Annotated in this window: 9 protein-coding genes; all 9 read left to right on the top strand. The window is 45.2% G+C overall.

The window, feature by feature from the left end; all coding sequences use genetic code 11:
• The first annotated feature begins 198 nt into the window (after positions 1 to 198).
• Complete coding sequence (locus PWYN_RS16310; protein WP_036654218.1) at positions 199 to 2,232, top strand: methyl-accepting chemotaxis protein; 2,034 nt, start codon at positions 199 to 201, stop codon at positions 2,230 to 2,232.
• Between the two features lie 187 nt (positions 2,233 to 2,419).
• Positions 2,420 to 3,640 (top strand): helix-turn-helix domain-containing protein, encoded by a 1,221-nt coding sequence (locus PWYN_RS16315; RefSeq protein ID WP_036654220.1) that lies wholly within the window; start codon positions 2,420 to 2,422, stop codon positions 3,638 to 3,640.
• A gap of 297 nt (positions 3,641 to 3,937) precedes the next feature.
• Positions 3,938 to 5,251, top strand: coding sequence for an ABC transporter substrate-binding protein (locus PWYN_RS16320; protein ID WP_036654222.1), 1,314 nt, complete (start codon positions 3,938 to 3,940; stop codon positions 5,249 to 5,251).
• 110 nt (positions 5,252 to 5,361) lie between these two features.
• Positions 5,362 to 6,255 carry a carbohydrate ABC transporter permease gene (locus PWYN_RS16325; protein WP_036654226.1) on the top strand — a complete coding sequence of 298 codons (894 nt, stop codon included), beginning with the start codon at positions 5,362 to 5,364 and terminating at the stop codon, positions 6,253 to 6,255.
• Positions 6,256 to 7,089, top strand: coding sequence for a carbohydrate ABC transporter permease (locus PWYN_RS16330; RefSeq protein ID WP_036654229.1), 834 nt, complete (start codon positions 6,256 to 6,258; stop codon positions 7,087 to 7,089). It begins immediately after the preceding gene.
• Between the two features lie 11 nt (positions 7,090 to 7,100).
• The gene (locus tag PWYN_RS16335) at positions 7,101 to 8,846 is read left to right on the top strand and encodes a family 43 glycosylhydrolase (protein ID WP_157261197.1); all 1,746 of its coding nucleotides are present in this window, start codon (positions 7,101 to 7,103) and stop codon (positions 8,844 to 8,846) included.
• A 997-nt stretch (positions 8,847 to 9,843) separates the two neighbouring features.
• Positions 9,844 to 11,160 (top strand): ABC transporter substrate-binding protein, encoded by a 1,317-nt coding sequence (locus tag PWYN_RS16340; RefSeq protein ID WP_084146761.1) that lies wholly within the window; start codon positions 9,844 to 9,846, stop codon positions 11,158 to 11,160.
• 30 nt (positions 11,161 to 11,190) lie between these two features.
• A complete protein-coding gene (locus tag PWYN_RS16345) occupies positions 11,191 to 13,002 on the top strand; it encodes a sensor histidine kinase (RefSeq protein WP_240479780.1) in 1,812 nt (603 codons plus the stop codon).
• A complete protein-coding gene (locus tag PWYN_RS16350) occupies positions 12,995 to 14,626 on the top strand; it encodes a response regulator (RefSeq protein WP_052088040.1) in 1,632 nt (543 codons plus the stop codon). The genes PWYN_RS16345 and PWYN_RS16350 overlap by 8 nt, the downstream gene beginning before the upstream one ends.
• The last annotated feature ends 18 nt before the right edge of the window (positions 14,627 to 14,644 follow it).

Raw genomic sequence — 14,644 nt, forward strand, 5'->3', positions numbered from 1 at the left:
AAAATTGAAAAAAAGTATTTTTATGTTTAAATTTAATCATTCGACAAGATTCGATATTTTTCTTCATAATTCTTTTTTTAATATACACTGTGACCGCCATTTTCCCGATAATATTGTAATAAAAGCAAAACTATTGCATCTAGAACTAACTCAACTAACGAAGCGAAGCAGCTATAACAGCGGAAGGATGAAAATAATATGAAAATTAAAACAAAGCTAGCTATGATCATGATTGCTGTGACCCTGCTTTCAACTATACTAATGGGGGCGTTCACGTACAACAAATCAACAAGCTCTATCTTGAATCTTACGGAGACCGCTATGTTTCAGGTGAACACCAATAAGGCGGAAACCATTAAATCCATGATTGATAAGGAATCGAGAAATATGGCCCTTATCGCTGAGCAGACGGAGATTGCAGATTTACTAATTAAGGCCGGCAAAGGGGGAATTGTCAAAGGGGATGCCCTTCAGTCGGAGGTAAATAACAAACTCACAAGATTGGTTAAAGATGCAGGTAACGTTGAGCACATGTTTGTTGTAGACATGAAAGGTAACGATGTCGCAGATAGTGATACCAAGCTTTTGGGTGCTAACTTCATTGACAGGAATTATACCAAAAATGTATTAGCCAAAAAAACTCCCGTAATTAGTGAGACCTTGAAGTCCAAGTCTACAGGAGCCTACATTATAGCTTTCGTGCAGCCGGTTATGAGTGACGGCCAGATGGTAGGTTTTGTTGCTTCGGCGGTAACAACGAACAGTATTATCAAGTATTTGGCGGATGCAAAAGTGGCTAATGCTCCTTCCTCCTATGCGTATCTAGTAGATGAGACCGGAGTCATGTTATTTCATCCCGATAAAGAAAAGATCGGAAAACCTGTAGAGAACGAACAAATCAAAGCTGTGGTAGAGAAGATTATTAGCGGAGAAAAACCGAAAGATGATCTAGTTGAATACCCATTTAAAGGTGCAGTTAAAAAGGCAGCTTATACTGTATTACCGGGTACCCAGTGGACGCTAGTTCTTACCGGTGATGTAGATGAAATTATGAAACCCGTCAACGAAATGACCTCTTTTATACTTATATTAGGTCTTGCAAGTCTAGTGGTTACTTTAATTCTCGGCCTGTTTGTAGCTAACCGAATTTCGGCACCGATTGTTAAACTGACAGAACTGATTAATAAGACATCAGAACTCGATCTTAAATACGATAATCAATATGAGTACTTGGAGAAAAATAAAGATGAGACCGGCGTAATTGCCAAGGCGATGTTCCGGACACGGCAAGTGCTCAGAGAGACGGCCGGGGGATTAATTACGATCTCAAGTAAGGTATTAGAAAATGCGGAGATGCTTGAGAAACTGTCTATTGATGTTAGAGAGAACGCTCATGATAATGCGGCAACTACTGAGCAGCTCTCGGCAGGGATGGAAGAAACAGCAGCTTCTACACAAGAGATGACTGCGGCTATCCATGAGATTGATTCAAATGTGAGCACGATTTCCGGTAAAGTAAAAGAGGGTGCAGAAGTCTCTGAGCAAATCACCGGTCGGGCATTGGCTCTCCAAAAGGATGCGCTTGAATCCTCTAAAAATGCCAAGGAGATCTATGAATCGGTTCGGTTGAAAATGGAGCGGGCGATTGAACAATCCAATTCCATCTCCGAAATTAACGTTTTGGCAGATACCATTCTCTCCATTACTAGCCAGACTAATTTGTTGGCATTGAACGCAGCTATTGAAGCGGCGAGAGCGGGAGAAGCGGGACGCGGATTTGCGGTAGTTGCCGGAGAGATTAGGAAGCTGGCGGAGAAATCCTCTACCACGGCTGCCGGGATACAAGGAGTAGTTAAAAGCGTATATGATTCCGTGGAACAGATGAAGGAAAATTCAGAAGCTATTCTTTCCTTTGTAGATCAGAATGTACTGGGCGACTACAAGAGATTGGAAGAGGTCAGTCAGCAGTATAATAACGATGCATCTATGATCTATGAACTGATGGTTGAATTTGAGAATGCTTCCGATCATTTGAGCACGACTGTGTCTAGTATCGCTATTGCGGTTAATGAAGTAGCTGCCACGATTAATGAAGGAGCCATAGGGGTGACTGATATCGCAGAGAAAACTTCGGATATTGTAGACAAGACCTTCATGGAGGCCAAGATGGCTGATGAAAACTCACAGAGCGCCAGAGAACTGCAAATTTTGGTTGAAAAGTTTAAAATATAATTGCCTTTAATATAATCTTTACCCCATCTTCATATGCCTTTAAGCTTTCGGGATTATATTAAACACACCAACCCCCTTTAATATATGATATTGGCCCTGCCGAATGGCAGGGTCCCTTTTTTTGTCCGGCTGTCTAAGATTTCAGAAAGTAATGGAGTCTCTTTTTCGCCGGATTGGAGCATACTGAATGCCAAAAGAGTTAGGGGCGAATGCTTTGTTTGAAATTCCGCTACTGGATAAAAAGGATCCGGTCAAGCTGCTTCAAGTCAGCTATTTGCAGCAATTGATCAGGGACGAATGGCAGGATCTGACGATGGTTAAGGAGCGACTGCATCAGATTCAACTTACTCCGCTTACGGAGGACGAAGTGAACTTGAAGTTTGTGGCCGTCCAACTCAAATTGCCCCATGGCAGACGAAATGGACGGCAGGAGCGGCGAGATTTGCTTCATCATAGCTATCAAGGACTCTGCTGGGAGACTGCTGACCATGATGAAGCCATTTATCCCATAAATCTTGCCGCTAACCCCTTTATGGCAAACTTTTTGTTAATAGGTGAGAAGGATAAAGCGCTGGATGGGAAAACGGAGGGGTTCGTTCAGGAATTGCAACAGAATATTGGCAACGAACTGAAGTTAGATAGTGTATTTGGAATGGGTAGAGAAGTTAAGGGACTTCATAACATAAAGAATGGCTATGCTTCCTCCTTGGTATCTTGGGGCCATAACGCTGTCTCAGACCAGACCTATGATTTCCCGGTGGAATCGAGAAGGAAGATGGCGAAGAGCATTGAGAATTCGGATATGAACAGCTTGCGTGATCAAATGGAAGCTCTATACCCCACTGACAAGGATACGCCAAACATCGTCTTTTTCCATTTATCACTGCATATCCTGCTGCTACTCAGTTCCATAGCCCGAAAGTTCGAGTGCGGCAGCACCTCCCTGCAGAAATATATATGGAACTGCCAAATGACACTTATGGATTATTCCACACGTGAAGGCCTGCTGAAGAAGATGGAGGAGTTGGCACAACTCGTTATGGAGCAGGTTAGGAGGACGCGTACATCCGATAATCAGCATATAGAAGCGGTTAGGAAGCATGTGGAGGAGAACTTCAGCAGCGAGCTCTCCCTTTCCTATCTGGCAGAGTTATTTCATGTCAATGTGCCACGCTTATCGGATCAATTCAAACAGCATGTAGGGATCTCAGTAAGCAATTATGTAACCAGATTGAGAATCACCGGGGCCGAGCAACTCTTGCAGCAGCATGAAATCAAGGTGAATGATATTGCTCGGCTAGTGGGTTATTCGGACCCTGAATCCTTCACAGCCTATTACACAAAAAACTGCGGCGAAAGCCCGATGGAGTACCGTCAGCGTTATCTGCAAAAAATGCTCCAGAATTAAGGGGATTAATAAGGATTTCTAAAGGAAGCTGTCCACAAGATCGTGATTGATCTAGGGGATGGCTTTTTTTAAAATATCAGAAAGTATAAGTTTTCAGTATACTTTGCTTATATTTCTACGAGAAACGGATACCGTCCCATTAAGGACGGCAAAGCCGTTTCTTCTTGTGTGCACTTACAGACCTAAAGAAATGTCCACTTTACCTAGGCTGACGACATTTTTTTGGGCCTCCAAATGACTTACCATAAAGCTATCAAAGAGTTCATCTTTGAATCATGGATAAAGGGGAGCAAAAAGATGAAACGATCTATGCAAAAGGCAACGGCAGTCATCCTGATGGTTATCCTGGTTGCGTTAGCTGCAACCGCTTGCGGCGGAAATAACAACAACACCAAAGCTAACGGAGACACCGGTAAAAACGGCACTACTAACGAAGCGAAAGGGGATAACAATACCAGCGGTAAGAAGACTGAATTATTGTTCTGGTCACCCTTCTCCGGCTCTGACGGTCCGTTCATGAAAAAAATAGTCGACAAGTACAACAGCTCTCAAGATAAATACAAAATTAAATTTGTTATTCAGCCGAACGGCGAATATTACAAGCAATTGGATGTAGCGCTTAGCACAGGTAAAGAGCGTCCTGACCTTATGATCATGCACGTGGATCAGGTGCCAACTTATCAGAGTAAGGATCAATTGCAACCAGTAGATGAGATGGCAGCCACTGCGGAAATCAACCCGGCGGACTTTGCGGAAGCGCCAATTAAATACGCAACGATTGATAGCAAGTTGTATTCCATTCCACTCGATATTCACCCGGCAGTTATGTACTACAATAAAGATTTGTTCGAAAAAGCGGGGATCGCAGGTCCACCGACGAATCGCGCGGAGTTTGATGCAGCAGTAGAAAAACTTACCGATAAAGCTAAAGGTGTCTATGGTTATGTAGTACCGACCTTGTGGCCGCAGCAGTTTATCTTCCCGTCTCTGGTTTGGCAGAACGGCGGAGAATTATGGAACGGGACTGACGTAGCTTATAACTCCCCGGAAGCGGTGGAAATGGTTCAATGGCTGCGCGGAATGGTGGAGAAAGGGGTATCTCCTGCCAATGTACAGCAGGATGGGGAAAACACATTGTTCCTGCAAGGCAAAAACGCTATTCAATTTAATGGTCCTTGGATGAAATCACAATTTGATGAAGCAGGCTTGAACTACGGCGTGGCAGTTATGCCGCAAATCGGTAAAGCAAAACAAGCTATTTACGCAGGCTCCCACGGATTTGTGGTGCCTAAGGCAGTTACAGATACGAATACACTTGCAGGAATCGGTGATTTCCTGAAATACGTTTCCGGTAACTCACTGGATTGGGCAGAATCCGGTCAAGCGGTAGCTTCTAATAAAGTGATGGAAAGCGCTGAGTTCAAAGCATTAGAGTTCCAAAGCACGGTTTCCCAAAGCTTCCCTTCCGTTCAATTTGCACCGAATGTGTTAAACTGGGGAACTATTGTTGAGCCGGTGTGGTCAGAGCTTAGCAACGCCATCTTGGGTAAGAAGGCACCCCAGAAAGCCATGGATGATGCAGTAGCCAAATCACGTCAGGCCATGAAATAAGATCGCACTATTAGATGGATGGATTTAGACAAGAGGGGCGGGAGGCGTTACATCGCTTCCCCGCCCTTTCTTTCCATCTTTGGGTGTGAAGAAGAATGGAGGAGCTAGCTTTGAAAACCACATGGACTTCCCGTCTTACCTCATTTCTGTTTATTCTGCCTTACTTGGCTGCGTTCTGTATGTTTCTGCTCTTTCCAATTATCTATGGCGTTGTCATAAGCCTTCAGGATTTTGAGCTTCTATCGACAGATCATCCATTTGTGGGAATACACAATTATGTGACTATTTTTACACCCGGTACGTATGAAAACAGCGTCTTTTTCGGAGGGCTGTGGACGACCATACAATTTGTGATTTTTTCAGTACCATTGCTTATATTTGTAGGGCTGGCGATGGCAATGTTGGTTAATGCCTTACCCGGGAGAGTACGCAATTGGTTTAGAACCTTCTATTTCCTCCCTTATGCGTTGTCGGCGTCCGTAATGGCCGTAATTTGGCTGATGATGTTCGACACCAATGCCGGGTTTCTGAACAGCCTGTTGGCCAAGCTTGGCATCTCTAGTATTCCTTGGTTGACGGCTACTCCGTGGGTGTGGATCGCATTGGTAATGACGACGCTCTGGTGGACAATTGGATTTAATATGATTATTTTTGTGAATGCCCTGAACGAGGTTCCAGAGGATTATTACGAGGCGGCTTCCATTGACGGTGCAAATGTCTGGAGCAAGTTTGTATCTATTACACTTCCATCTATCCGTCCGGTTATGCTGTTCGTAATGATCACCTCTACTATTGCTTCCTTTAACATTTATGCTCAACCTTTTCTGTTAACACGCGGAGGCCCTGGTTCCACAACCCGAGTCTTGCTAATGAATGTGCTAGATCAGGCCTTTGTGCGTAAGGACATGGGCTCTGCATCCGCAATGGCCATTCTTATGGCGCTGTTTATTATGATTATCTCTGTTGTTCAATTTCGGCTCACCAATCGGAAGGAGAAGGTGTAAATGGTAAAAACAAAAAAAGTAGGCCTCCTTCTTTTAGCCGTCCTGATTGCCCTAATCATTCTGTTGCCTTTGGTGTGGATGATTTCTACCGCTTTCAAAAATGACTTTGAGGCTCTCTCAGGGAGAATGAATTTCCTTCCCAAGAAACCAACGGTCGATAATTTTGTTCAAGGTCTGAGTGGAGAGCTTATGAATACTCCGGTATTGAGATGGATTGTTAACTCTCTTGTGGTGGGTACGGTGGGTACGGGGATTGTTCTCTTTATTGATTCCATGGCCGCATTCGCATTAGCGCGCCTTCCTGACCTACCGCTGCGCCGGACTTTGTTTTCTATGTTCATAGCTTCGCTAATGATACCAAGTGTATTGACATTCCTGCCGATGTATATGGAATTTAACACGCTAGGCCTGATTAATACTTACCAGGCACTTATTCTTCCTGCAACGGCGGGAGCCTTTGGTGTATTCTTGCTATACCAGTTCTTTATCTCTTTTCCAAAGGAAATTGAAGAAGCTGCCCGGATTGACGGGGTGGACAAATGGAACTTATATGCGAGAATTTTGATGCCTTCTGCCGTTTCCATTATGGCTACTCTAGGAATTTTCACCTTTATGGGCATTTATAATGATTTTGTTTGGCCGCTCTATGCTACAACTTCCCCGGAAATGCGGACGATAACCGCAGGAATTGCCATGATGGCAACAGGAAGCTATACCCAAAGCTACGGTAAACTGATGGCTATGACAACGATAGCAACTCTTCCGGTAGTGATCATCTTTATATTAGGCCAGAAATCCTTTGTCAAAGCCATTACAAGTGCCGGTGTAAAGTGAGGCTGGAAGCCATGAGAAGCAAAATGAAGAAGTTCAGGTTATCTCTTGTCATTGTACTAATTATAGTTATAGCAGGAGGAGGCATATATTTGCTGGAGCACCCGATGGAAAGTAAAACCGATGTACCTTATAACGGTCATGGAGGAACCTTCAAAAACACCTTGGCTGAAATCGACACCCCCGATCCCAGTGTGGTTTACAGGAATGGCTATTATTACATGACGTTCACCCATGGAGGAACTGATATTATGGTGATGAAATCCAGAACACTGGATTTCCGCCAGGCTGAACGGAAGGTTGTCTGGTATCCACCAGCAGACACCCCATATTCAGCAGAGATATGGGCACCTGAAATTCAGTACCTGCAGGGAAAATGGTATATCTATTTTGCAGCCGATAACGGCGATAACGAGAATCACAGAATGTTTGCTCTGGAAGGTGACAGTGATGATCCACTAGGGACATATACATTTAAAGGGCAAATAAAAGACGACAGCAACAAATGGGCGATTGATGGACTTGTCATCGAGGTTAAGGAGAAGCTGTATTTTGTGTGGTCCGGTTGGGAAGGTGACGTGAATGCAGCGCAGAATACTTACATTGCACCGATGAGTGATCCATTAACAATAAGCGGCCCCCGGGTACTACTGAGTGAACCACTCCTGAATTGGGAAAAGGCTGGTGGACCTCCGTACATTAATGAAGGCCAGTCGATACTCCATAAGGACGACCGTGTTTTTATAGTCTATTCAGGTGCGGGAAGCTGGACACCTTATTATAGTCTCGGTATGCTTGCGTTGAAGCCGGATGCAAATCCGCTTGACCCGGAAGGATGGGTTAAATCAGAGCAGCCGCTGCTTAGTATGGATGAGGAGGCGGAAGTTTACGGTCCTGGACATAACTCCTTTGTAACTTCTCCGGATGGCAGTGAGCAATGGATAGTGTATCATGCGACATCTGGAGCAGCAGACGGATGGAATAATCGTAAAGCACGGGCGCAGGCCATAAGCTGGAATGAAGAAGGGCTTCCTGTGTTCGGGAACCCACTGGCCTTGAGTGTGCCTATAGAGGTCCCTTCTGGAACTGGAGTATTCCGGGCAGAAAGTGCGGTTCGGGCCGGTGACAGCATTACGTTTCCATCACTACCCTCAACAGTAGAAACAACTGTACCTGTACTTATTCATTACTCCAATGCGAGCGGAAATACCCTTTCCGCCAATATAATCGTAAATGATGGTCCCAAGCTTACAATGACTCTACCTCCAACAGATGCGGGCAAGGTTGTTTACACCTATGTATCCGTTCCTTTTACTGCCGGTATGAATGAAGTTACCTTTGATCTGTCAGGTCAGAAGGCAGAGATCATCGCCATAGAGATCCCTCGTTTTGAAGCAGAAGCGGCAGCAATGGAAGGGAACAGTGAATTAGAAGAGAACCCATTTGCATCAGGAGGTGCTATCGCCACCTTACATGATTCTGAAAGCTCCCTTCAATTCACCAATGTTCATGTGCCTCATAGCGGAGTCTACACAGTCACGTTAGCGGTGATGAATTCAACTCAGGTGGATGCCAAACTCGCTATCTCTGTGAACGGTGGAAAGCAAGCGGTGTACCCGATAGAGCAACAAGAACGGAACCAGATTTCAGAGGTATCCATGGAATTGAAATTGCTGGCCGGTGCGAATGAAATATCCATCTTTGACAGACAAGGCAGCTTCAGTATAGATTATATGGATGTGTGGCAGGATCGTAAATGAGTTAAGAGAAAGTAAGATTTATTGCTGTACGAATTGAACTTAAATTTTTATTTGATGAAAGGTGAAAGTAACGGGGCTCAACACCAAAATCAGTGCTTGACATGTGACGAGAAGGACAGTAATTCGTTACGCCCAATAGAACGTTTTGGTGAACAATTCACACCTACAAACCACACCCGAGAAACTACTTTCTACTCTCTCACACAAACTTCTTGACGCTACCGAAAACTCGGAGGTAGTCAGAGTAATAGGTGTACTTTATACACTTGTTTCTAGCCTTTGGCGCTCGGATGTATGGATAGATGTACTTTGTGCAACTAAAAATACGAATAGGTCGGTTAAACCCCGGAATACCCAAAAATAAATGTATAAAGTGCAATTAAACATCCTAAAGTGTGCTAAGGAAGAACTATAAGTGTACATTGTGCAACTATATATTAAAACCTATGTAGGTAGACGATTTGTCGTATTTGTCGGGGATACCTGGGAGCTACTTCTACTCTCTCATACAAACTTCTTGACGCTACCTCTTTGGGGCCATAAGGGGAAAACTATAGGTGGATTTTCCCTTTAATCTCAAACTCATGGCGTTTTGGTCGGCATAGCGGTCATTTTCCCCACTACTCCGAAGGGCTAGTCCGCAACCCGGATTCGGCTACCTGTAAGGCGTAGTCGCCCCAAACCCAGTGAAACATCAAGCGAAGTTAAATCGAAATCGTTCCCGGTCAGTGACGTAAAAGGAATGTCAAGCTCTGATTTTGAGTAGGAACCAGTAACGGAGGGGAATTTTTGGAACTGTAGGAGCGTTAGCGATCGCCCGAAAGCTTTCCGTAGGAAAGCTAGCTTCGAAAGCATAGGCAGTCTGCGTATTTCTACCGCAAAGAGCGGTATCAATCAAAGAAATCTGTAGACAACAGCGGCCGGAAGTCCAAACATTCACCGCAGTGCGACTATCCTTAATCTAAAATATTTTAAAAAGAAGGGAGGCTTATTTCAAATGAGAGATTCTAGACTCTCTGCAGAAAAGAATTGGCGCAGACCGATTTCTCTTTCTATATTAATGATATCGGTCTTGCTCGTCCTGAGCGGGTGTTCGGTTCAATCCGCTAAGGAGCCTACACCAGCAGCCTCCCAGACGGTGACCTTGCAATATTGGACTCCTTTTAGCGGGGGAGATAACGTATTTATGACTCAGCTTGTCGAACAATTTAATCAGGAGCATAAGAACATAAAGATTGATCAGATTAACTCCCGGTTGGATGATTACTATTCAAGGCTGCGTACGGCAATTTTAGCAGGGAATGCACCGGATCTGGCGATTATACATGCCACCAATCTACCGCAGTTCGTGCAGAACGGATATATTGAGGATCTTGATGCGTCGGCTGCACAGTCCGGGCTGGATTGGGGCCTGTTCAATACCAACGTGATAGAGTCTACTTTATATGGCGGTAAGCATTTTGCAATTCCTTTAGACACGCATGCACTTGTGCTTTATTACAACAAGAAGTATCTAAGGGAAGCCGGACTGCTTGATGCCGATGATAAACCGATCATTGAACCCGGTGAGGAAGGATTTACCCGATTCTTGGAGAGAGTTAAGAAAGCGGTTCCTCCTACGGTTGCGCCTCTGGCGATGCCCAGCACACGTATAGACTCCGTATGGGTGTGGTGGAGCTTATACAATCAAATGGATGGCGGAGCAGCTTTTTATAACCCGGAAGGGACGCAGGCTAACTTTAATAATTCCAACTCACTAAGGGCGCTGGAATTTGTTAATAGTCTGTACAAGAAAGAGCTAATCCCACCGAATATTAATGATGCTTTCAAGATGTTTTATGAGGGTCAGGCTGCTGTTTTAATTACAGGTGTGTGGGGTACGGGCGCTTTTGAAAAGGATAAGAATCTTGAGCTGGGTGTCGTTCCTGTTCCAGTCATTTATGATCATCCGGCGGTTTGGGGAGATTCACATACGCTCGCGATACCCGCCAAGGGTGAAATGAATGATGAGAAGAGAAAAGCCGCGGTCACCTTTGCCAAATGGACGGTGGAGCATGGGTATATGTGGGCGAAGGCCGGTCATGTCCCAAGTTCCAAAAAGGTAGTGGACAGCAAGGAGTTCACAGATTTGAAATTCCGCAGTGATTATGCGGCCACCGCGAACTATGTGGTGTATTGGCCTAGAAATGTGAAGCAATGGACGATTAACGAAGAAATTATCCGTCAGTTTGAGAAGATGATCTATAAACAACAAACGCCTAAGCAGGCTTTGGACAACGCGGTACTGGGAATCAATGAACAGCTGAGGAAGTAAAGTGTGCAAGGAAAAAAGGGGAGAAGACGTTTGAGAGTATTCGGGAGTTGGTTTCGGAATCTGGCATTGGCGCGTAAGCTTATTCTTATTAATGTCGTCATTATTATGCTGCCGCTCGGGCTGATGGGCTATTTTGCTTATGTCCGCTTTGCCGAAACCACCGAAAGTAAGGTCGGAGATTACCAGCTTCAGACGCTGAAGCAGCTTACCTTGAATATTGATACCTACATGAATGAGCTGAACCGTTTGACGGTGATGCCTTATCAATACCCTAAGGTTACAACGTATCTCGAAACGAAAAGGACCCCGGGACAACCTTTAACACTGGATGAAATCAGCGAACTGAACAATTTTGTAACACAGGTATTTCTTAACGGCAGAGTAGATATTCTAGGCGTTTCATTATACGGTGCCGGCGGCGCATCCTATGTCGTGCTTCCCGAGAGCCAATACGTGACGACCTATAAGCTGGACGAGAATCTGGAATGGCTTAACAAATTTCAGGGACATTACGGGCAGCCGATATTTGTAGCTACACATGATGTAAGATCCACGGGCGGGAATATATATAAAGCCTTCTCAATTGCCAGAGAGCTGCGCAGCTTCGACAGCGGTCAGACCTTGGGGTACATTGTCATAGATGTGGATACTAAATTCATAAGTGAAATCTTATCCCGTGTAAAGCTGGATGCCAAGGAGTCGCTTTATATTGCAGACAACACTGGTAACCTAGTCATACGCAAAGATAACAGCGGGGAGAAATTAGACCCTTCCCTATACTTAGGCAAAACGGGTGAAGGCGTAAATCACGTTCAGGCAGAGGGAAGAGGTCTCTTGGTCTCCCATATAACTTCTGAAGTGACCGGGTGGACTACAGTGGGCATCGTTCCCATAGCAAGTCTCATGAAAGACACAGACATCTTGCGCACTTATATTATTCTGATTGGTGTGTCCTGTGTGGGACTGGCTCTACTGTTGTATGTTTTCATAGCTTACCGGATCACACAACCGCTGCGTAAGCTTAGCCGTTTGATGCGGAATGTGGAGCGCGGGGATATTCGTATTAGTTTTCCGGTAACGGGTAGTGACGAGGTTGGGGTATTGGGTCATTCTTTTAACGGGATGGTAGCCAAATTAAGTGAACTTGGATATTTACTGTACGAAACGGAAATTCGGGAAAAAGATGCGCAAATTGCCGCGCTCCAGAGTAAAATCAATCCGCACTTTTTATATAACACACTAGGCTCCATTAGCATGTACGCCGAAATGGAAGGTAACCGTGAAATCATTACCATGGCGAATAATTTAAGCAAGCTACTGCGCTACAGTCTTAGTGGACGTAAAGAGCATGTGACGCTGAAGGATGAGCTGGATCATGTAAGCGGTTATATGAAAATCCAGCAGATGAGGTATGAGGAACGCATTGTTTTTGAGATGAATATTGAGCCTTCCGTCCTGGAATGCAAGGTCATTCCGCTGATGATTCAACCTCTGGTAGAGAATTCAATTAACCATGCGTTGGACAAAGGGGTAGGGGAAGGGCATATTTCTCTATCTGCGGCAAAAGAAAATAACGTCCTCACAATTACTGTGGAGGATGATGGCATCGGCATGAATGCGGAGACGCTGGAGTCTTTGCGGTCCCACTTGCGAAATACAACCGATTTGGGCGGCCAATCCGGGAACGGTCTGTTAAATGTTCATCGCCGAATTGTGCTTCATTATGGAGTAGACTATGGGCTGTCCTTGGAAAGCATGCCCTTTCAAGGTTTTCGTGCAGTACTTCGATTGCCGGTGATGTATTTGCCGGGTCAAAGAAGGGAGGAATACGAGAATGCCTAAAATTCTGATCGTTGATGATGAGTCTATCTTTCGGAAAGGGCTGCGCAAAATGATTGCAAGTCTGGATGAGGACTGGGAGATCGTCGGTGAAGCCTGTGATGGATATGAAGCACTCGACAAGCTGGAAGAGTTCTCTCCCGAGGTACTCCTGACCGACATACGTATGCCTAGGATGGATGGCATCCAGCTGCAGCAGCTGGCGGGTGGACGGTTTAAGGATTTAATGACCGTTGTAGTCAGCGGTTATGACGAATTTGCTTATGTGCAGCAATCTATGAGGCAGGGCGCTAGAGATTACTTAACGAAGCCGATCGAACGTGATGAGTTGGGCCGTGTGCTAGAAAAGCTCAAGCTGGAAATTCAACAGCGGAAAGCCAAGCCGAAACCGGAGGCAGCCTGGGGGGCACAACCCACTGTTCGCCGTCATGTTACGGAGCATCTGACCGAAAGCTTGCTGAAAGGCAAGATGAACGATAGTGAAATCAAGCTGTTGGGTGAAATGGGCATCTCTTTCGAGCATCCCTATTTCGTATGTATGGTGATCAAGCTGGATAAGCACTCCGTGGAGAAGGAGCGTTATCAACGCAACGACGCTTCCTTGTTCCAGCTATATATTCAGCAGTTCGTGCAGGAAATGATCGACCGCCATGCGAAGGGACTAAGCTTCGTCTTGTCAGATACGGAGGTCATTGCTCTGCTTAATGTAGCGGAGCCGCAGCAATCTTTAGCCGGCTCCGGTTCTTTGGGAGATATGATCCGCAGGCAGATTCGTGCTTTATCCAATATGACGGTTACCATTGGGATTAGCAATTCGGTAGAAGGATTGCAGGGAATTCCAAAGGCTTATAATGAGGCGGAAATTGCCCTTCTGTATCGGTTGATTGTAGGCGGCGACAATCTTTTGGAGTACTCTGCCATGACGGGAAATCCCCACATGGGCAGCGGACCCAAAAAGTGGTCATGGGAGATGCTGGAGAAGTCGATTGTTGAGGGCAAGCAGGAGAGTATAAGCAGGATCGTAGAGCAGCTAATTGACGAGCTGTGCAGCTCAGCGCCATCCCCGGAAAGTATCCATCAGCAAATATGCAAACTGCTGCTGTATTACTATGAATTGTCTGAGGAGCTGGGAGTGACCGAGAAATGGCTCGGATCTAAGGATATCCGCAAAGTTCTGTTCGAGATCTGCGCGCTTTCTTCCCGGCAGGAGTTAATCGAACAATGTCAGTCGCTGTTAAGCCGTCTAACCGAATGCATCTCCAAATCCAGGGAGCAGAAGGACAGAGATCCGATTGCTTCGGCACAGCGGTATGTCGAATTGCATTTCCAGCATTCGCTTACCCTGAAGGATGTGGCAGACGAAGTATTTTTGAACCCAGCCTATTTCAGTACCTTATTCAAGCAGAGAACAGGCGTCACCTTCATTGAACATCTGACACATATCCGAATCGAGGAAGCTAAGAAGAAGCTGGCCTTTACGAATGAAAAGATAGGCGTAATTGCCGAAGAGACGGGATTTGCGAACGTTCGTCATTTTAATAGAGTGTTCAGAACCTTAAGTGGACTTTCCCCTAAGGAATACAAAGACCGAATCAGAGATAGCAGCAATATCCATGAAATTTCATAGATCCTAATCACGAGTGGA

It is taken from the genome of Paenibacillus wynnii (assembly GCF_000757885.1).
Lineage (GTDB): Bacteria > Bacillota > Bacilli > Paenibacillales > Paenibacillaceae > Paenibacillus_AQ > Paenibacillus_AQ wynnii.

Coding starts and splice junctions, on each gene's coding strand:
- PWYN_RS16310 (WP_036654218.1), top strand. CDS start 199: ATGAAAATTAAAACAAAGCTAGCTATGATCATGATTGCTGTGACCCTG.
- PWYN_RS16315 (WP_036654220.1), top strand. CDS start 2,420: ATGCCAAAAGAGTTAGGGGCGAATGCTTTGTTTGAAATTCCGCTACTG.
- PWYN_RS16320 (WP_036654222.1), top strand. CDS start 3,938: ATGAAACGATCTATGCAAAAGGCAACGGCAGTCATCCTGATGGTTATC.
- PWYN_RS16330 (WP_036654229.1), top strand. CDS start 6,256: ATGGTAAAAACAAAAAAAGTAGGCCTCCTTCTTTTAGCCGTCCTGATT.
- PWYN_RS16335 (WP_157261197.1), top strand. CDS start 7,101: ATGAGAAGCAAAATGAAGAAGTTCAGGTTATCTCTTGTCATTGTACTA.
- PWYN_RS16340 (WP_084146761.1), top strand. CDS start 9,844: ATGAGAGATTCTAGACTCTCTGCAGAAAAGAATTGGCGCAGACCGATT.
- PWYN_RS16350 (WP_052088040.1), top strand. CDS start 12,995: ATGCCTAAAATTCTGATCGTTGATGATGAGTCTATCTTTCGGAAAGGG.